The following is a 17684-nucleotide window of genomic DNA, read 5'->3' as shown; positions in this document are numbered from 1 at the left end:
AGCGATGCTTCGCGATGAGGACCGCATCTTCACCAACCTCTACGGCTACCAGGACTTCGGTCTCGAGGCGGCCCGCAAGCGCGGTGACTGGGACAACACGGCGTCCTTCCTGGCAAACGGCCGGGACTGGATCATCGAGCAGGTGAAGGAATCGGGGCTGCGCGGCCGCGGCGGCGCCGGCTTCTCGACCGGCATGAAGTGGTCCTTCATGCCGAAGAACGTGACCGACAAGCCGGTCTACCTCGTCATCAACGCCGACGAGGGCGAGCCCGGCACCTGCAAAGACCGCGACATCCTGCGCCACGATCCGCACAAGCTGATCGAAGGCTGCCTGATCGCCGGTTTCGCCATCGGCGCCAGCGCCTGCTACATCTACATCCGCGGCGAGTTCTACAACGAGGGCTCCAACGTCCAGCGCGCCATCGACGAGGCGTATGCGGCGGGGCTGATCGGCAAAAACGCCTGCGGCACCGGCTACAGCTACGATGTCTACATCCACCGGGGTGCGGGCGCGTATATCTGTGGCGAGGAAACCGCGCTCATCGAGTCGATCGAGGGCAAGAAGGGGCAGCCGCGCAACAAGCCGCCGTTCCCCGCCCAGGCCGGTCTCTATTCCTGCCCGACCACGGTGAACAACGTCGAGTCCATCGCGGTTGTTCCCACCATCCTGCGTCGCGGCGCTTCCTGGTTCGCCGGCCTCGGCCGTCCGAAGAACTCGGGCACCAAGCTCTTCTGCATCTCCGGGCACGTCAACAAGCCGTGCAACGTGGAAGAGGAGATGGGCATCCCGCTGAAGGAGCTGATCGAGAAGCATGCCGGCGGCGTGCGCGGCGGCTGGGACAACCTGCTGGGCATCATCCCCGGCGGCTCGTCGGTCCCGGTCCTGCCGAAGTCGATCTGCGACACCGTCCTGATGGACTTCGACAGCTTGCGCGAAGTGCAGTCGGGCCTCGGCACCGCCGCGGTGATCGTGATGGACAAGTCCACCGACATCGTGAAGGCCATCGCCCGCCTGTCGCAGTTCTATGCGCATGAGTCCTGCGGCCAGTGCACGCCGTGCCGCGAAGGCACCGGCTGGATGAACCGCGTCATGCAGCGCATGGTCACCGGCAACGCGCGCATGGAAGAGATCGACATGCTGCTGCAGGTCACCAAGCAGGTCGAAGGCCACACCATCTGCGCGCTCGGCGACGCTGCCGCCTGGCCGATCCAGGGCCTGTTCCGCCACTTCCGCCCGGAAGTGGAGCGGCGCATCCAGGCCTACCGCAACAGCGCCCCGCTGGCGGCCGAGTAAGGAGTTCCCGTTCCCATGCCGAAACTGACCATCGACGGGATCGAGATCGAGGTCGAGCCGGGCACCTCGATCCTCCAGGCTTGCGAGCAGCTGGGGATCGAGATTCCGCGCTTCTGCTACCACGAGCGCCTCAGCGTGCCGGCCAACTGCCGCATGTGCCTCGTGGAGATGGAGCGCGCGCCCAAGCCGGTCGCGTCCTGCGCCATGCCCTGCGGCGACGGAATGGTCGTCCGCACCAACAGCGAGACCGTCCTGAAGGCCCGCAAGGGCGTCATGGAGTTCCTGCTGATCAACCACCCGCTGGATTGCCCGATCTGCGATCAGGGCGGCGAGTGCGATCTGCAGGACCAGGCCATGGCCTATGGCTTCGACCGCGGCCGCTACGGCGAGAACAAGCGGGCGGTCAAGGACAAGTATATGGGTCCGGTCATCAAGACCATCATGACCCGTTGCATCCATTGCACCCGCTGCATCCGCTTCATCAACGAAGTGGCCGGTGTTCCCGATGTCGGCGCCGTCTATCGCGGCGAGCATATGGAGATCACCACCTTCGTCGAGAAGGCGATCGGTTCGGAACTCTCGGGCAACCTCGCCGACGTCTGCCCGGTCGGCGCGCTGACCCACAAGCCCTACGCCTTCACAGCGCGTCCGTGGGAGCTGCGCAAGACCGAGACCATCGACGTCCTCGACGCCGTCGGCTCCAACATCCGCGTCGACGCCCGTGGGCCCGAGGTGATGCGCGTCCTGCCGCGCGTCAACGACGATATCAACGAGGAGTGGCTGAACGACAAGAGCCGCTACTCTTACGATGGTCTGAAGCGCCAGCGCCTTGACCGCCCCTATATCCGCCAGAACGGCAAGCTGGTCCCGGCCAGCTGGGCGGAGGCCTTCACCGCCGTCGCGGCTCGCCTGAAGGGGCTGTCCGGCAACCGCATCGCCGCCATCGCGGGCGATCTGGTCGATGTCGAGGCGCAGTTCGCGCTCAAGGAGCTGCTGTCTCGTCTGGGTTCGACCAACCTGGACTGCCGTCAGGACGGTGCACGGTTCGACACCTCGGTGCGCGCCGGCTACCTGTTCAACTCGGGCATCGCCGGCATCGAGAAGGCCGACGTGATCCTGCTGGTCGGCACCAACCCGCGCTGGGAAGGCACGCTGGTCAACGCCCGCATCCGTAAGCGCTATCTGGCCGGCGGCGTCACCATCGCCTCCATCGGCGAGCAGCGCGACCTGACCTATCCCTACAGCGTGATCGGCTCCGGTCCGGACACGCTGCAGCAGCTGGTCGACGGCAGCCACCCGTTCTCCGAGACGCTGCGCGCCGCCAAGAACCCGATGATCATCGTCGGCATGGGCGCCTTCCAGCGCGCCGACGGTCTCGCGGTCCAGGCCGCCGCCCGTCTGGTCGGCGAGGTCTACGGCATGTTCCGCGACGACTGGAACGGCTTCAACGTCCTGCACACCGCCGCGGCGCGTGTCGGCGGCATCGAAGCCGGCTTCCTGCCGGGCGAGGGCGGCCGCGACATCCACGGCATCCTCGACGGCGCGTCGAAGGGCGAGATCGACTTCGTCTACCTGCTGGGCGCCGACGAGATCGACATGGCGAAGCTCGGCAACGCCTTCGTCGTCTATCAGGGCCACCATGGCGATGCCGGCGCCCACCGCGCCGACGTCATCCTGCCGGGTGCCGCCTATACCGAGAAGAACGCGGTCTACGTCAACACCGAGGGCCGTCCGCAGCTCGCCCGCCTCGCGGTCTTCCCGCCCGGCGAAGCGCGCGAGGACTGGAAGATCGTCCGCGCCCTGTCGGAAGTCCTGGGCGCCACGCTGCCCTTCGACACCCACGGCCAGCTGCGCCAGCGGCTGATGGCGGCGAACCCGATCTTCGGTGCGGTGGGCGAGATGACCCCGGCCAGCTGGGCGCCCTTCGGCGCGCAGGGTCCGGTCGACGCCGCCCCCTTCGTGACGCCGATCACCAACTTCTACATGACCGACCCGATCAGCCGGGCCTCGGTGACGATGGCCAACTGCACGGAAGCGCTGGTGGGCCCTGCTCAGGAGAGGACTGGCACCCATGGCTGAGTTCTGGAGCGGCTTCCTCCTGCCGCTGATCATTATGGTTCTGGAGATCCTGGCGATCACCGTGCCGCTGCTGGTGGCCGTCGCCTTCATGACCTATGCCGAGCGCAAGATCATGGGCGCGATGCAGCTGCGCCAGGGCCCGGCGATCGTCGGTCCCTTCGGCCTGATGCAGCCCTTCGCCGACGGCCTGAAGCTGTTCGCCAAGGAGCAGATCCTGCCGGAAGGCGCCAACCGCATCGTGTTCTACGTCGCGCCGATGCTGACCTTCTTCCTGGCGCTGATCGCCTGGGCGGTCATCCCGTTCGACTACGGGGTGGTTCTGTCCAACATCAACGTCGGCGTGCTGTACCTGTTCGCGATCTCCTCGCTGGGCGTGTACGGCATCGTGATGGCCGGCTGGGCCTCGAACTCGCGCTACGCCTTCCTCGGTGCGCTCCGCTCCGCGGCGCAGATGGTGTCCTACGAGGTCTCGATGGGCCTCATCATCATCACCGTGCTGCTGTGCGTCGGTTCGCTGAACCTGACCGACATCGTGCGGGCTCAGGAGACGGTCTGGTTCTGCATTCCGCTGCTGCCGATGTTCGTGATGTTCTTCATCTCGGCGCTCGCGGAAACCAACCGCGCCCCCTTCGACCTGCCGGAAGGCGAGTCGGAACTGGTCGCCGGCTTCATGGTCGAATACAGCTCGGCTCCCTTCGCGCTCTTCTTCCTTGGCGAATACGCCAACATGATCCTGATGAGCGCGATGACGAGCATCCTGTTCCTCGGCGGCTGGCTGCCCCCGCTGCCCTTCGCGCCCTTCACCTGGGTGCCGGGCATCGTGTGGTTCGCGCTGAAGATCGCGTTCTGCCTGTTCACCTATGTCTGGGTTCGCGCCACCGTGCCGCGCTACCGCTACGACCAGCTGATGCGGCTGGGTTGGAAGGTCTTCCTGCCCCTGTCGCTGTTCTGGGTCGTGCTGACCGCCGGCGTCCTGGTGACCTTCGGCTGGCTGCCGAAGTAAGCGACGGCGAAAGCCGGCAACCGAACCCACCACGACATGTCGATTTGAGTGCCGGCGAGCCGCCCGACCAATGGGCGGCCACCGGCGAGGAAGGAGACGAAGAGGCCATGGCGTTCCTCGACCGCGCGGCGCGCAGCCTGTTCCTGACCGAGCTGCTGGGCGGCATGGCGCTGACCTTGCGCTACATGTTCAAGCCCAAGGTCACGATCAACTACCCCTATGAGAAGGGCCCGATCAGCTCCCGCTTCCGCGGCGAGCATGTGCTCCGCCGCTATGCGAACGGCGAGGAGCGCTGCATCGCGTGCAAGCTGTGCGAAGCGGTGTGCCCGGCTCTCGCCATCACCATCGAGGCCGAACCGCGTGACGACGGCAGCCGCCGCACCACGCGCTACGACATCGACATGACCAAGTGCATCTACTGCGGCCTGTGCCAGGAAGCCTGCCCGGTCGATGCGGTGGTCATGGGGCCGAACTTCGAGTTCTCCACCGAATCCCGTGAAGAGCTTTTCTACAACAAGCAGAAGCTGCTGGCGAACGGCGACCGCTGGGAGGCGGAAATCGCCCAGAACCTCGCGGCCGAGGCTCCCTACCGGTAAGCGGAAGCGAGAAAAACGATGATACTCCAAGGCATCGCCTTCTACGTGTTCGCCGCGCTGCTGGTGGCCTCCGGTGTGATGGTCATCTCGGCGCGGAACCCCGTTCATTCGGTCCTTTTCCTGATCCTCGCCTTTTTCCAGGCGGCCGGTCTCTGCGTCCTGATGGGCGCCGAGTTCATCGCGATGATCCTCGTCATCGTCTATGTCGGCGCCGTCGCCGTGCTGTTCCTGTTCGTGGTCATGATGCTCGACATCAACTTCCGCGAGTTGCGCAAGGGTGCGATGGAAGCGCTGCCGCTGGGCGCGCTGGTCGGGCTGATCCTGCTGGCCGAACTGGCCGCCGTGCTCGGTGGCTGGATCGTGGCTCCGAACGTCGCCGCCATCGCCGGCGCGCCGACCCCGGCGCTCGATCAGGTGACGAACACCCATGCGCTGGGCCGGCTGATGTACACGCAGTACGTCTACCTGTTCCAGGCGTCGGGCATCGTCCTGCTGATCGCCATGATCGGCGCGATCGTGCTGACGCTGCGGCACCGTCCCGGCGTACGCAAACAGAATGTCGGCGCCCAGATCGCCCGTCGCCGGGAAGACGTGGTCGCCATCCGCAAGGTCTCGACCGGGGAGGGCGTGTGATCATGGAGATCGGTCTCGGACATTATCTGACGGTCTCGGCCATCATCTTCACGCTGGGTGTGCTGGGCATCTTCCTGAACCGGAAGAACGTCATCATCATCCTGATGTCGATCGAGATGATGCTGCTGGCGGTGAACCTGAACCTCGTCGCCTTCTCGACCTTCCTGCACGATCTGGTCGGCCAGATCTTCGCCATGATCATCCTGACCGTCGCCGCCGCCGAGGCGGCCATCGGCCTCGCCATCCTGGTGGTCTACTTCCGCAACCGCGGCTCGATCCGAGTCGAAGACATCAACATGATGAAGGGCTGAGGCGGCGCCATGGAAGTGCTAGTCGTATTCCTTCCGCTCCTGGCGTTCCTCGTCGCCGGATCGATCGCGCTGTTCAGCGGGCCGAAGGCCGAGCCGGCTGCCGCGGGTCACGGAAGCCACGGTCATGGCCATGACGATCACGGGCACGCCCAGATCGCTCATGCCCATGACGATCACTCCCACCACATCTCGCACGACGAGCTGGACCACGCGCACGACGACGCCCACGACGACCATCATGTCGTCGCCGGCCCGCCGACCGTGGGCGACCGCGTCTCGCAGTTCGTGACCGCTGGTGCCGTCATCGTCTCGGCGATCCTGTCCTGGATCCTGTTCTTCGACGTCGCCGTGCACGGCCATCCGCGCTCGATCGAGCTGATGACCTGGATCCAGAGCGGCACGCTCGACGTGAAGTGGGCGCTGCGCGTCGACCAGCTCACCGCGGTGATGCTGATCGTCGTCAACACCGTCTCGGCCTGCGTGCACGTCTACTCGGTCGGCTACATGGCCGAGGACCCGCAGAAGCCGCGTTTCATGGGCTACCTGTCGCTGTTCACCTTCGCCATGCTGATGCTGGTGACGGCGGACAACCTGGTCCAGCTGTTCTTCGGCTGGGAGGGCGTCGGTCTGGCCTCCTACCTGCTGATCAACTTCTGGTACGAGAAGCCGTCGGCCAACGCCGCCGCCATGAAGGCCTTCCTGGTCAACCGCGTCGGCGACTTCGGCTTCGCGCTCGGCATCTTCGCGATCTTCGTGCTGACCGGTTCGGTCCAGTTTGACGCGATCTTCGCCAAGGCCCCGACGCTGACCGGCGAGACGCTGCATTTCCTCAGCTGGGACTTCAACGGCCTGACCATCGCCTGCCTGCTGCTGTTCATGGGCGCCATGGGCAAGTCGGCGCAGCTCGGTCTGCACACCTGGCTGCCGGACGCGATGGAAGGCCCGACCCCGGTGTCGGCGCTCATCCACGCGGCCACCATGGTCACCGCCGGCGTCTTCATGCTCTGCCGCCTGTCGCCCGTCTTCGAATACGCCCCGACGGCGCTCGAGGTGGTGACGGTGGTCGGCGGCCTGACCGCTTTCGTCGCGGCGACCATCGGCTTCACCCAGTTCGACATCAAGCGCGTCATCGCCTATTCGACGATGTCGCAGCTCGGCTATATGTTCTTCGCCGCCGGCGTCTCGGCCTACGGCGCGGCCATGTTCCACCTGTTCACGCACGCCTTCTTCAAGGCGCTGCTGTTCCTTGGCGCCGGCTCGGTCATCCATGCCCTGCACCATGAGCAGGACATGCGGAAGATGGGCGGCGTCTGGCGCAAGATTCCCTTCACCTATGCGGTGATGTGGATCGGCAATCTGGCGCTCGCCGGCCTGCCCTTCTTTGCCGGCTACTATTCCAAGGACATGATCCTGGAGGCGGCCTTCGCCTCGGGCAGCGGGGTGGGGCGCTTCGCCTTCGCTCTGGGTATCGCCGCGGCGCTGCTGACCGCCTTCTACTCCTGGCGCCTGCTGTTCATGACCTTCCACGGCACGCCGCGGATGGACAAGGAAGTGTACGACCACGCCCACGAGTCGCCGGTCGTCATGCTGATCCCGCTCGCGGTCCTGACGCTGGGCGCCCTGTTCGCCGGCTTTGGCTTCCACGAGTATTTCGTGGGCCATGACCGGATGGAGTTCTGGGGCAAGGCGATCATGACCTTGCATGAGCATGATGCCATCGAAGCCGCCCATCATCACACTCCGGGCTGGGTTGCGATCCTGCCGCTGGTGGTCGGTCTGCTCGGTATCGCCATGGCCTACATCGGCTATGTGATGATGCCGCGCCTGCCAGGCCAGATCGCGGGTACCTTCCGTGGCATCCACCAGTTCCTCTACAACAAGTGGTATTTCGACGAGCTGTATGACGCGCTGTTCACCCGTCCGGCCAAGGCCCTGGGCTACGGCCTGTGGAAGTCGGGTGACGGTGCAGTGATCGACGGCGTGGGTCCGGACGGCATCGCCGCCGCCACCCGCGACGTCGCGGCACGCGCCAGCCGGCTGCAGTCGGGGTACGTCTATCACTACGCCTTTGCCATGGTGATCGGGGTCGTCCTGCTCGTCGCCTGGCTGTCGGTCTTCGGCTGAGCGGTTTCGAAGGAGAACAACAACAATGGCTAGCTGGCCGATCCTGTCGTTCGCGACCTTCCTGCCGCTCGTGGGCGTCGCGCTGATCCTGCTGTTCTGCCGGGGCAATTCCCCCGACGTGCTGCGGAACGTGCGGTACATCTCGCTGTGGACGACCCTCGTCACCTTCGTCCTGACGCTGCTGGTCTGGGCCAACTTCGATCCGCGCAATCCCGGCTATCAGATGGTCGAGAAGGCGGGCTGGATCCCCGAGTTCGGCATCAACTACCACATGGGCGTCGACGGCATTTCGGTGCTGTTCGTCGTCCTGGCCGGCTTCCTGATGCCGCTGTGCATCCTGGCGAGCTGGGAGTCGGTGCAGGTCCGCCTGAAGGAATACATGATTGCCTTCCTCGCGCTGGAAACCCTGATGATCGGGATGTTCTGCGCGCTGGACTTCGTGCTGTTCTACATGTTCTTCGAAGGCGTCCTGATCCCGATGTTCCTGATCATCGGGATCTGGGGCGGCCCGCGCCGCGTCTATGCAGCCTTCAAGTTCTTCCTCTACACGCTGCTCGGCTCGGTCCTGATGCTGCTGGCGATCCTGGCCATGTATTACGTGGCCGGCACCACCGACATCCCGACCATCACCGCCACCCAGTTCCCGCGCAACATGCAGCTGTGGCTGTGGCTGGCCTTCTTCGCCTCCTTCGCGGTGAAGGTGCCGATGTGGCCGGTCCACACCTGGCTGCCGGATGCCCACGTCGAAGCGCCGACCGCCGGTTCGGTGATCCTGGCCGGCGTGCTGCTGAAGATGGGCGGATACGGCTTCCTGCGCTTCAACATTCCAATCCTGCCGGAAGCGACCGAGTATTTCGCGCCGCTGATCTACACGCTGTCGGTCGTCGCCGTGATCTACACCTCGCTGGTCGCTCTCGCCCAGGAGGACATGAAGAAGCTGATCGCCTACTCGTCGGTCGCCCACATGGGCTTCGTCACCATCGGCATGTTCGCGCTGAACCAGCAGGGCATCGAGGGTTCGGTGTTCCAGATGCTGTCGCACGGCGTGGTGTCGGGTGCGCTGTTCCTGTGCGTCGGCGTCGTCTATGACCGGCTGCACACCCGCGAGATCGCCCGTTACGGCGGCCTTGTGAAGAACATGCCGAAATACGCGGTGGTGTTCCTGTTCATGACCATGGCCTCGGTCGGCCTGCCGGGTACCGCCGGCTTCGTCGGCGAGTTCCTGGTGCTGATGGGCGTCTTCCGCGACAACACCTGGGTTGCCGCTCTGGCCGCCACCGGCATGGTTCTGGGCGCCGCCTACGCGCTGTGGCTGTACCGCCGCGTCGTCTACGGCAAGCTGACCAAGCCGGACGTCAAGGCGATGTTCGACATGACCCCGCGCGAAATCGCGGTGTTCGTGCCGCTGATCGCCGTGGTCCTGTGGATGGGCATCTATCCCAGCAGCTTCCTGAACGTCACCTCGGCATCGGTCGAGCAGCTGATCCAGACCTACCAGACCAAGCTGGCCGCGTCGCACGCCGCGTCCGGTGTCTCGGTCGCCGCTCGGTAAGGGGTTCTTCGACATGACCGCAGTGTTTCCCGACATCTGGCCGGCCCTGCCGGAGATCTTCCTGGCGCTTTCGGGCGTCGCCCTGCTGATGCTGGGCGTGTTCCGCGGCGACGGCTTCACCCGTCCCGTCTCCTATCTGGCGATCGTCTGCATGCTGCTCGCCGCCGTCCTGGCGATGGGCTACGGCAGCGGCCGCGTGGTCACTTTCAACGGCATGTTCGTGATGGATGCCTTCGGCGTCTTCATGAAGGTGCTGGTGCTGGTCTCCGCCGCCTTCGCGGTCATCCTCTCGCTCGGCTTCAACGAGCGGGAGCAGATGGCCCGCTTCGAATTCCCGGTGCTGATGCTGTTCGCCACGCTCGGCATGCTGATGATGATTTCGGCCAACGATTTCATCTCGCTGTATGTCGGCCTGGAGACCCAGAGCCTGGCGCTCTACGTTATTGCGGCCTTCCGCCGCGACAGCGCCAAGTCGTCGGAAGCCGGCCTGAAGTATTTCGTCCTCGGCTCGCTCTCCTCGGGCATGCTGCTGTACGGTGCCTCGCTGGTTTATGGCTTTGCCGGCACCACCTCCTTCGACAAGGTGGCGGCGCTGTTCGCCGGCGGCGCCCATGTGTCGCCGGGTCTGGTGATCGGTCTGGTGTTCGTGATGGCCGGTCTGGCCTTCAAGATCTCGGCCGCTCCGTTCCACATGTGGACACCGGACGTGTATGAGGGTGCGCCGACCCCGGTGACCGCCTTCTTCGCCGCGGCGCCGAAGGTGGCGGCCATTTCCCTGCTGACCCGCGTGGTGATGGAGCCGTTCGGCCATCTCGCCGCCCAGTGGCATCAGGTGCTGGTGGCCACCGCCATCCTGTCGATGGTGATCGGTTCCTTCGTCGCCATCATGCAGACCAACATCAAGCGCCTGATGGCCTACAGCTCCATCGGCCATGTCGGCTACGCGCTGGTCGGCCTCACCACCGGGACCCAGGACGGCGTGCGCGGCGTGCTGATCTACATGGCGCTCTACATCGCCATGAACATCGGCGCCTTCGCGGTCATCCTCAGCATGAAGGCCAAGGGCCAGATGCTGGAGGAGATCAAGGACTTCGCCGGACTGTCCAAGACCAACCCGATGCTGGCAGCCACCATGGCGATCTTCATGTTCTCCATGGCCGGCATCCCGCCGATGGCGGGCTTCTTCGGCAAGCTCTATGTCTTCCTGGCCGCCGTCGCCGCGCAGGAATACACGCTGGCCGTCGTTGGCGTGCTGACCAGCGTCGTGGGTGCCTTCTACTACCTGCGCATCATCAAGATCATGTATTTCGATGAGCCCGCGGTGGTGGTCGACAAGGTCGATGACGACAGCATGACCGGCGTCCTTGTGCTGACCAGCCTGTTCACCCTGCTGTTCTTCGTCGCTCCGGCGCCGATCCTGAACGGTGCGGCGGCTGCCGCGGCGGCCCTGTTCGCCGGGTGACATCCGACCGATGACGGTATCGCTCGAAGCGGAGGCGGCGCGACTGCGCCTGCCTCCGGGCTTCCAGATCAAGGCCTTCGACTCCGTCGGCAGTACGAACGACGAAGCGAAGGCCTTGTCGCGTTCAGGGGCCCCCGAAGGGACCATCGTCTGGGCGCGCCGGCAGGACAGCGGCCGCGGCCGCCGTGGCCGGGCCTGGACCTCTCCCGAGGGCAATCTCTACAGCACGACGATCCTGCGGCCCGGCCTGCCACCGGCTGAGGCGGCGCAGATCTCTTTTGTCGCGGCGCTCGCAATCGCAGAAACAGCCGAGTCGGTCCTGCCGGATCCGAGCGGTGTTCGCTGCAAATGGCCGAATGACGTTCTGGTGCATGACCGCAAGCTGTCGGGCATCCTCCTCGAGTCGGAGCCGACGGCCGACGGCAAGGTCGCCTGGGTGGTGCTGGGGGTCGGCATCAACCTGCGGCATTTTCCCGCGACCGTCGATTACGGGGCCACCTCCCTGATCGCCGAGGGCGCACCGCCGATGGGGCCGGGCGCGCTGCTCGAGGTCTACGCGGAGCATCTGGCGACTTGGTATGGCCGCTGGCGCGCCCATGGTTTCACACCCGTGCGCGAGGCGTGGCTGGCGCGAGCCAGGGGGCTGGGCGGCCCGATCCAGGTCAGGCTGGCCGATCGGACGATCCCCGGCACCTTCGCCGATCTGGACAGCGACGGCGTTCTGTTGCTTGATCCAACGGACGGCGGGCCGCGGCAGCGGATCGCCGCCGGCGACGTGTTCTTTGCGCCGCCTCCCGAGAAGTGAGTCCGTCAGCCGAGTTCAATCGCCCACCGCCTTCAGGACCTTGCCATGCTGCTTGCCATCGACGCCGGAAACACGAATGTGGTGTTCGCCATTTACGACGGCGACCGCCAGCGCGGCATCTGGCGCACGGCGACCGATCCCAAACGCACTTCCGACGAATACATGGTGTGGCTGACCCACCTGATGGCGTTGAAGGGGCTGAAGCCGGTCGACATCCATGGCGCCATCATCGCCAGCGTGGTGCCCGGCGCCACCTTCAACCTCAAGCGGCTGTGCAAGGATCATTTCGGCTGCGAGCCGGTGATCGTCGGCCAGCCCGGCGTCGACCTTGGTGCCAAGGCGCTGGTCGACCGGCCGGAAGAGGTGGGTGCCGACCGTCTGGTCAACACGGTGGCCGCCGCGGCAACCTACAAGACCCCGCTGATCGTCATCGATTTCGGCACGGCGACAACCTTCGATGTGGTGGATGCCGACGGCAACTACTGCGGCGGCGTGATCGCGCCGGGGCTGAACCTGTCGCTGGAGGCCCTGCAGAGGGCCGCATCCAAGCTGCCGCGCGTCGAAATTCAGCCGCCCGCCGAGGTCATCGGCAAGAACACCATCGCCTGCATGCAGTCCGGCATCTTCTGGGGGTATGTCGGGCTGATCGAAGGGCTTGTTTCCCGCATCCGGGCGGAGTACGGCGAGCCCATGCGGGTGGTCGCCACCGGCGGATTGGCTGTTCTTTTCGCCAAGGCTACCCATGTCATCGAACACACCGACAACGAGCTGACGCTCCGCGGTCTCCTCCTGATCCACAAGCGCAACACGGTCCAATGACACAATCCTCCAAGACAGCCGCCGGAACGCCCGAAGCCCCGGCGGACACCTTCGTTCCGGAGGATGGTGCACTGTATTTCGTCCCACTCGGCGGTTCCGGCGAGATTGGGATGAACCTCAATCTCTACGGGCACCGCGGCAAATGGCTGATGGTGGACCTCGGCATCTCCTTTGCCGACGACACCATGCCCGGGCTGGACGTCATCATGCCGGACCCGACCTTCATCGCCGAGCGTCGCGGCGATCTGGTCGGTCTGGTGCTGACCCACGCGCATGAGGACCATCTGGGCGCCGTGCAGTATCTGTGGCCGGAACTGCGCTGCCCCGTCTATTGCACCCCCTTCACCGCAGCCTTCCTGCGCGCCAAGCTGCATGAGAAGGGCCTGAGCAGCACGGTGCCGATCCACGAGATCCCGCTGGGCGGCACGGTCGAGGTTGGTCCTTTCTCCGTCGAATATGTCACCATGACGCATTCGATCCCGGAGCCGAACGCGCTGGCCATCCGCACCTCGGCCGGGACCGTCCTGCACACCGGCGACTGGAAGCTGGATCCCGATCCGCTGGTCGGCGAGACGGCCGACGAGGAGCGGCTGCGCGCCATCGGCGACGAAGGGGTGCTGGCGCTGGTCGGTGACAGCACCAACGCGCTGGTGCCGGGCGCCGCCGGGTCGGAGGCGACCGTCCGCGACGCCCTGATGGACCTGTTCGGCCGCTACCGTGACCGCCGCATCGCCGTCAGCTGCTTCGCCACCAATGTGGCGCGGCTGGAGAGCATCGCCGCCGCCGCCGCCGCGCACGACCGCCATGTTGCGCTGGTCGGCCGCTCGCTGTGGCGCATCAACGAGGCGGCGCGGGCCACCGGTTATCTCGCCGACGTGCCGAAATTCCTCTCGGAGCATGACGCCAGCTATCTGCCGCGCGAAAAGCTGGTGCTGATCTGCACCGGCAGCCAGGGGGAGCCGCGCTCGGCCCTTGCCCGCATTGCCGCCAACGACCATCCGCAGGTGACGCTGTCGCGCGGCGACGTGGTGATCTTCTCGTCCCGCGAGATCCCCGGCAACGAGCGGGCCATCGGCCGGATGCAGAACCAGCTGGTCGCCCAGGGCGTCGAGCTGGTGACGGCGGACGAGGCGCCGGTCCATGTCTCCGGACATCCGGCGCGGGACGAGCTGGTGCGCATGTACCAGTGGGTGCGCCCGCGCATCGCCGTGCCCGTCCATGGCGAGCAGCGCCACCAGCAAGCCCACGCCGCCTTGGCCGAGGATTGTCAGGTCGCCCACAGCATCGTGCCGGCCAACGGCGACGTCCTCCGGCTCGACGGACCCGAGGGGGCGCGGGTGGTGGCCAACGTGCGCGCCGGGCGCATGGCGGTGGACGGCAAGCGTCTGGTGCCGCTCGACACCGGCATGATGCGGGCGCGCAACCGCATGGTGAACAACGGCGCCGCCGTGGTGACGCTGGTGATGACCGGCACCGGCGAGCTGATGACGGCGCCGCAGCTGGCGGTGATGGGGCTGATCGACGAGGCGACCGACCGTGACCTGCTGCTGGACGTGGTGGATGCGGTGCGCGAATCGGTGGCGATGCTGCCCAAGTCGGCACGGGCCGACGACGTCCAGGTGAAGGAGGCGGCGAGGATCGCCGTGCGCCGCTGCTTCAACGCGACCCACGGCAAGAAGCCGGTGACGGAGGTCCATCTGGTCCGCGTCTGAGAAAATCCCGAACCGGATTTGATGTATAACAGGCTTATCAGAGCCCGCTAACGGGCCAGCCAGCGAGAGGACACGCATGATCGGGAAGCTCAACCACGTCGCCATCGTCGTTCCGGACCTACCGGCGGCGACCGCGCTCTACCGCGACACGCTGGGCGCCGCCGTGTCGCAGCCGGTGGACCTGCCGCCGCACGGCGTCACCGTCGTCTTCGTCACCCTGCCCAACACCAAGATCGAGTTGCTGCATCCGTTCGGCGAGAAGTCGCCGATTGCCGGTTTCCTGGAAAAGAACCCGTCGGGCGGCATCCACCACATCTGCTATGAGGTGGAGGACATCCTGGCCGCCCGTGACCGGCTGAAGGAGCAGGGCGCCCGCGTGCTGGGTGACGGCGAGCCGAAGATCGGCGCCCACGACAAGCCGGTCCTGTTCCTGCACCCGAAGGATTTCTGCGGGACGCTGGTGGAACTGGAACAGGCCTGAGACGGCTGAACCGCGGAGGGGACGATGGACAACTGGGTGACGGGAGCCTTCGTTTACGTCGTCGTCTGGTGGGTGGTGCTGTTCGCGGTGCTGCCCTGGGGCGTCCGGACGCCGGAGAATCCGGAGCCGGGCATGGCCTCCTCCGCGCCGGTCGAGCCGCACATTCTGCGCAAATTCATGATCACGTCGCTGGTCGCCCTGCTGGTGTGGCTGGTGATCTTCGGCATCGAGCGGTCCGGCATCATCTCCTTCCGGGACATGGCGCGGGATATGTTCTGACGAACCAGAGGAGAGGATCGGGTGAGCCTGACCTATTGCGCGGCCGCGCCCGGCCATCCCCACCACGGCCCCTACCACGACGGCGAGTACGGTTTTCCCAGCAGCGACGACCGGGCGCTGTTCGAGCGTCTGGTGCTGGAGATCAATCAGGCCGGCCTGTCCTGGCTGACCATCCTGAAGAAGCGAGAGGCCTTCCGCGCCGCCTTCGACGGGTTCGACATCGACCGGGTCGCCGCCTATGGCGAGGCGGAGCGGGCGCGGCTGCTGGCCGATGCCGGCATCATCCGCAACCGTCTGAAGGTGGACGCGGTGATCGAGAACGCCCGCCGTATCGTCGCTTTGCGGGAAACCCATGGTTCCTTCGACGGCTGGCTGCGTGCCCATCATCCGCTGACCAAGGCGGAGTGGGTGAAGCTGTTCGGCCGGACCTTCCGCTTCACCGGCGGCGAAATCGTCGGGGAGTTCCTGATGAGCCTCGGCTATCTGCCGGGTGCCCATCAGGCCGACTGCCCCGTTCAGGCCGCCGTGCTTGCCCAGAGTCCGCCCTGGAAGGCTGCGGTAGACGCCGGATATCGCGGGTACGCGGCTATGGAATAGGCAAATGGTCGCCCAGAACGGCGGCAATCGCCGAAGCGCTGGGCAAAAATGCAAAAAAATTATGCACTGGGTGCCGCTGCCTCCGTTTTGGGCTTGCCATGCTCCTGGCACAGGTTCACTCTTTTGGAGTGATGAGGGAGGATATTCCTCCCTTTCCGACGCCTGGTGGCGATTCCTCCCTAAACTCGACAGGCCGCGCCGCTTTTGCCGCGCGGCCTTTCTTTATTCAGCGGCCGGGAGGGGACAGGGCAGGGCCGCGGACAGGAAATTTCCGCATCGCTCCAGAAAACGTTAACGGTTTACTTGGTAGCGTTGCTTGGCTTAGCTCGCATCGGGGTTTTCCCCAATCAGGGCAATCAGCCGGGCTGCGAGATCGCCATCGGTGGCCATACCGCCGGGGTGAATCCGCTTTGCCCAATTTTCAGTTCAGCCTTCACCCGCTTCGGCGGGTGGCCGGAAGAGGACGACAGTCGAGGCGCCGATGGCCGCGAATGAAAACGAACGGTTCGATCAGTTCGCCGCGGTTCTGTCGACTGAACTGTTGGAGCGGACAAAGAAAAGCATGGAGCTGCTGGCGCCGGAGCTTCAGCCATGCTCGATCCTGCCCTTCATCCAGACGCCGTCCTTCGTAGAATTTTATCAGGAGTTGGTGCGCGTCGGCATCCTGCCGGTGGTGCTCAGCCGCCGTCCGGTGCGCGCCATCGTCGGCGACGTCGATTGGGCGCGGGAAGGCCGGGAATATCTCCTGACGGTCCTGGACGACCGGTCCAACGCCATCTTCACCGCCTGGGAATATGCCTGGGACTCGCTGTGGGACGAGCGCAAGGTCGGGCAGGACAGCGGCGGCGGCGGAAACCAGGTCAAGCCGAAGAAGGGGTTCTTCAGCGCGCTGTTCAGCCGCAAGCGCGAGGAGAAGACGGACAACGGCGGCGGTGAGGGTGGCGAGGGCGGCGTCATGGCCGGCCTGCATACGATGCTGACCGAACTGGCGGAGAAGCGTGGATTTTTACCGCTGTTTCACGACGACGTGCGCATCCTGAAGGCGCTGCCGCGGCTGAAGCCCGGCCGCGTGGCGCAGGCGTGGAAGGAGATCTCGCAGTACCACCACCAGGAATTCTACCTGCCGGAGCCCGAACAGGCGAAGCCGGGTGTGACCTCCGACTGTCTGCAGAAATGGCATTACAATCTGCCGGACAAGATCGGCGAGTTCCTGGTGCTGAAGGCCGCGGTCGACCTGGAGCATGTGAACAAGGCCTTCATCGGCAAATACATCCGTCAATCGGCGCGGACCCAGGAGGAGGCGGAGAAAGGAATGCCCTACCTGTCGATCTACTGGAAATCCATGCGCAACACGGCTCCGGTGGCCGAGCGGCATACGCTGTGACCGCGCGCGGCACACTGTATGCCGGGCTGGCGGCGGCGATGTTCCTGGCGACCCTGCCGGCATCGGCGCAAACCCAGACGCCGCGTCCCGGCCCGGTGCCGCTGACGCCCGACGCCGCCCGCGACCGGCCGGTGGTCGATCTGTCGCTGTGCCAGCGGCTGACCCGTCATGTGCCGGCCGCCGACGTCGAATACCGGCCGGGTATGGATGTGCATGGCCGCGCGGTCGCCCCGGCCGACCTGCCCGGAAGCGCCGGGGCGCAGCCGCCGATCCCCATCGATCTGCCGCTGTCGGTCGATCTCGCCCGGCGGATGGGCATCGCTCTGCCGTCGGTGCCGTTCCTGCCCAATGATGTCACCGCGGTGTGGCTGACGGTCGTCGGGACACAGCTCTATCTGAACGGCCAGCCGATCGATCCGGGTGCCGAGGAACGCCTCTACGTCTACTGCCGCACCCGGTAACCGGCGGCGCGGCGGGGGGCTTACAGTGGACAAGTGCGGGCGACCTTCCTAAAGTCGCTCACCCGCCGCGCCCGTGTCCGTTCCTGTCCGCA

The 17684-nt window shown here is 65.7% G+C and carries 17 protein-coding genes; all 17 read left to right on the top strand.

What is annotated here, in order from left to right; genetic code table 11:
• Positions 1-4: 4 nt before the first annotated feature.
• The 17 genes from nuoF (at position 5) to PWS46_RS09385 (ending at position 17592) form a co-directional block, all read left to right on the top strand.
• Positions 5-1294 carry an NADH-quinone oxidoreductase subunit NuoF gene (gene nuoF, locus PWS46_RS09465; protein WP_295829138.1) on the top strand — a complete coding sequence of 430 codons (1290 nt, stop codon included), beginning with the start codon at positions 5-7 and terminating at the stop codon, positions 1292-1294.
• 15 nt (positions 1295-1309) lie between these two features.
• Entirely contained in the window at positions 1310-3373 is a 2064-nt protein-coding gene (nuoG, locus tag PWS46_RS09460; protein WP_434614200.1) for an NADH-quinone oxidoreductase subunit NuoG, read from the top strand.
• Complete coding sequence (gene nuoH, locus PWS46_RS09455; RefSeq protein WP_434614197.1) at positions 3366-4376, top strand: NADH-quinone oxidoreductase subunit NuoH; 1011 nt, start codon at positions 3366-3368, stop codon at positions 4374-4376. Before nuoG ends, nuoH begins: the two co-directional genes overlap by 8 nt.
• 107 nt (positions 4377-4483) lie before the next feature.
• Positions 4484-4972, top strand: coding sequence for an NADH-quinone oxidoreductase subunit NuoI (nuoI, locus tag PWS46_RS09450; RefSeq protein WP_014248411.1), 489 nt, complete (start codon positions 4484-4486; stop codon positions 4970-4972).
• An 18-nt stretch (positions 4973-4990) separates the two neighbouring features.
• Positions 4991-5605, top strand: coding sequence for an NADH-quinone oxidoreductase subunit J (locus PWS46_RS09445; protein ID WP_434614194.1), 615 nt, complete (start codon positions 4991-4993; stop codon positions 5603-5605).
• A 2-nt stretch (positions 5606-5607) separates the two neighbouring features.
• Complete coding sequence (gene nuoK, locus PWS46_RS09440) at positions 5608-5916, top strand: NADH-quinone oxidoreductase subunit NuoK (RefSeq protein ID WP_014248409.1); 309 nt, start codon at positions 5608-5610, stop codon at positions 5914-5916.
• A 9-nt stretch (positions 5917-5925) separates the two neighbouring features.
• The gene (gene nuoL, locus PWS46_RS09435; protein ID WP_434614191.1) at positions 5926-8040 is read left to right on the top strand and encodes an NADH-quinone oxidoreductase subunit L; all 2115 of its coding nucleotides are present in this window, start codon (positions 5926-5928) and stop codon (positions 8038-8040) included.
• 25 nt (positions 8041-8065) lie between these two features.
• Entirely contained in the window at positions 8066-9592 is a 1527-nt protein-coding gene (locus tag PWS46_RS09430) for an NADH-quinone oxidoreductase subunit M (protein WP_434614188.1), read from the top strand.
• Between the two features lie 13 nt (positions 9593-9605).
• Positions 9606-11054, top strand: coding sequence for an NADH-quinone oxidoreductase subunit NuoN (nuoN, locus tag PWS46_RS09425; RefSeq protein WP_434614185.1), 1449 nt, complete (start codon positions 9606-9608; stop codon positions 11052-11054).
• Between the two features lie 10 nt (positions 11055-11064).
• Complete coding sequence (locus tag PWS46_RS09420) at positions 11065-11859, top strand: biotin--[acetyl-CoA-carboxylase] ligase (RefSeq protein ID WP_434614182.1); 795 nt, start codon at positions 11065-11067, stop codon at positions 11857-11859.
• 45 nt (positions 11860-11904) lie between these two features.
• Positions 11905-12678 carry a type III pantothenate kinase gene (locus PWS46_RS09415; protein ID WP_085089940.1) on the top strand — a complete coding sequence of 258 codons (774 nt, stop codon included), beginning with the start codon at positions 11905-11907 and terminating at the stop codon, positions 12676-12678.
• A complete protein-coding gene (locus PWS46_RS09410; protein ID WP_434614179.1) occupies positions 12675-14390 on the top strand; it encodes a ribonuclease J in 1716 nt (571 codons plus the stop codon). The genes PWS46_RS09415 and PWS46_RS09410 overlap by 4 nt, the downstream gene beginning before the upstream one ends.
• Positions 14391-14466: 76 nt before the next feature.
• The gene (mce, locus tag PWS46_RS09405) at positions 14467-14871 is read left to right on the top strand and encodes a methylmalonyl-CoA epimerase (RefSeq protein ID WP_085089939.1); all 405 of its coding nucleotides are present in this window, start codon (positions 14467-14469) and stop codon (positions 14869-14871) included.
• 24 nt (positions 14872-14895) lie between these two features.
• Positions 14896-15150 carry a DUF1467 family protein gene (locus tag PWS46_RS09400; RefSeq protein WP_085089938.1) on the top strand — a complete coding sequence of 85 codons (255 nt, stop codon included), beginning with the start codon at positions 14896-14898 and terminating at the stop codon, positions 15148-15150.
• Between the two features lie 21 nt (positions 15151-15171).
• Positions 15172-15747 carry a DNA-3-methyladenine glycosylase I gene (locus PWS46_RS09395; protein ID WP_434614176.1) on the top strand — a complete coding sequence of 192 codons (576 nt, stop codon included), beginning with the start codon at positions 15172-15174 and terminating at the stop codon, positions 15745-15747.
• A gap of 481 nt (positions 15748-16228) precedes the next feature.
• Positions 16229-17131 (top strand): hypothetical protein, encoded by a 903-nt coding sequence (locus PWS46_RS09390; RefSeq protein WP_434614173.1) that lies wholly within the window; start codon positions 16229-16231, stop codon positions 17129-17131.
• The gene (locus tag PWS46_RS09385; RefSeq protein ID WP_434614170.1) at positions 17128-17592 is read left to right on the top strand and encodes a hypothetical protein; all 465 of its coding nucleotides are present in this window, start codon (positions 17128-17130) and stop codon (positions 17590-17592) included. Before PWS46_RS09390 ends, PWS46_RS09385 begins: the two co-directional genes overlap by 4 nt.
• The last annotated feature ends 92 nt before the right edge of the window (positions 17593-17684 follow it).

It is taken from the genome of Azospirillum sp. B2RO_4 (assembly GCF_051124815.1).
Lineage (GTDB): Bacteria > Pseudomonadota > Alphaproteobacteria > Azospirillales > Azospirillaceae > Azospirillum.
The sequence above is the reverse complement of the archived record's forward strand: the minus strand, read 5'-3'. Positions and strand labels throughout refer to the sequence as shown.

Bases quoted from the DNA above. Each gene is read 5' to 3' on its own strand.
- mce (WP_085089939.1), top strand. From the start codon at position 14,467: ATGATCGGGAAGCTCAACCACGTCGCCATCGTCGTTCCGGACCTACCG.
- nuoH (WP_434614197.1), top strand. From the start codon at position 3,366: ATGGCTGAGTTCTGGAGCGGCTTCCTCCTGCCGCTGATCATTATGGTT.
- nuoG (WP_434614200.1), top strand. From the start codon at position 1,310: ATGCCGAAACTGACCATCGACGGGATCGAGATCGAGGTCGAGCCGGGC.
- PWS46_RS09430 (WP_434614188.1), top strand. From the start codon at position 8,066: ATGGCTAGCTGGCCGATCCTGTCGTTCGCGACCTTCCTGCCGCTCGTG.
- PWS46_RS09445 (WP_434614194.1), top strand. From the start codon at position 4,991: ATGATACTCCAAGGCATCGCCTTCTACGTGTTCGCCGCGCTGCTGGTG.
- nuoN (WP_434614185.1), top strand. From the start codon at position 9,606: ATGACCGCAGTGTTTCCCGACATCTGGCCGGCCCTGCCGGAGATCTTC.
- PWS46_RS09415 (WP_085089940.1), top strand. From the start codon at position 11,905: ATGCTGCTTGCCATCGACGCCGGAAACACGAATGTGGTGTTCGCCATT.
- nuoI (WP_014248411.1), top strand. From the start codon at position 4,484: ATGGCGTTCCTCGACCGCGCGGCGCGCAGCCTGTTCCTGACCGAGCTG.
- PWS46_RS09390 (WP_434614173.1), top strand. From the start codon at position 16,229: ATGGCCGCGAATGAAAACGAACGGTTCGATCAGTTCGCCGCGGTTCTG.
- nuoL (WP_434614191.1), top strand. From the start codon at position 5,926: ATGGAAGTGCTAGTCGTATTCCTTCCGCTCCTGGCGTTCCTCGTCGCC.
- nuoK (WP_014248409.1), top strand. From the start codon at position 5,608: ATGGAGATCGGTCTCGGACATTATCTGACGGTCTCGGCCATCATCTTC.
- nuoF (WP_295829138.1), top strand. From the start codon at position 5: ATGCTTCGCGATGAGGACCGCATCTTCACCAACCTCTACGGCTACCAG.
- PWS46_RS09400 (WP_085089938.1), top strand. From the start codon at position 14,896: ATGGACAACTGGGTGACGGGAGCCTTCGTTTACGTCGTCGTCTGGTGG.
- PWS46_RS09410 (WP_434614179.1), top strand. From the start codon at position 12,675: ATGACACAATCCTCCAAGACAGCCGCCGGAACGCCCGAAGCCCCGGCG.
- PWS46_RS09420 (WP_434614182.1), top strand. From the start codon at position 11,065: ATGACGGTATCGCTCGAAGCGGAGGCGGCGCGACTGCGCCTGCCTCCG.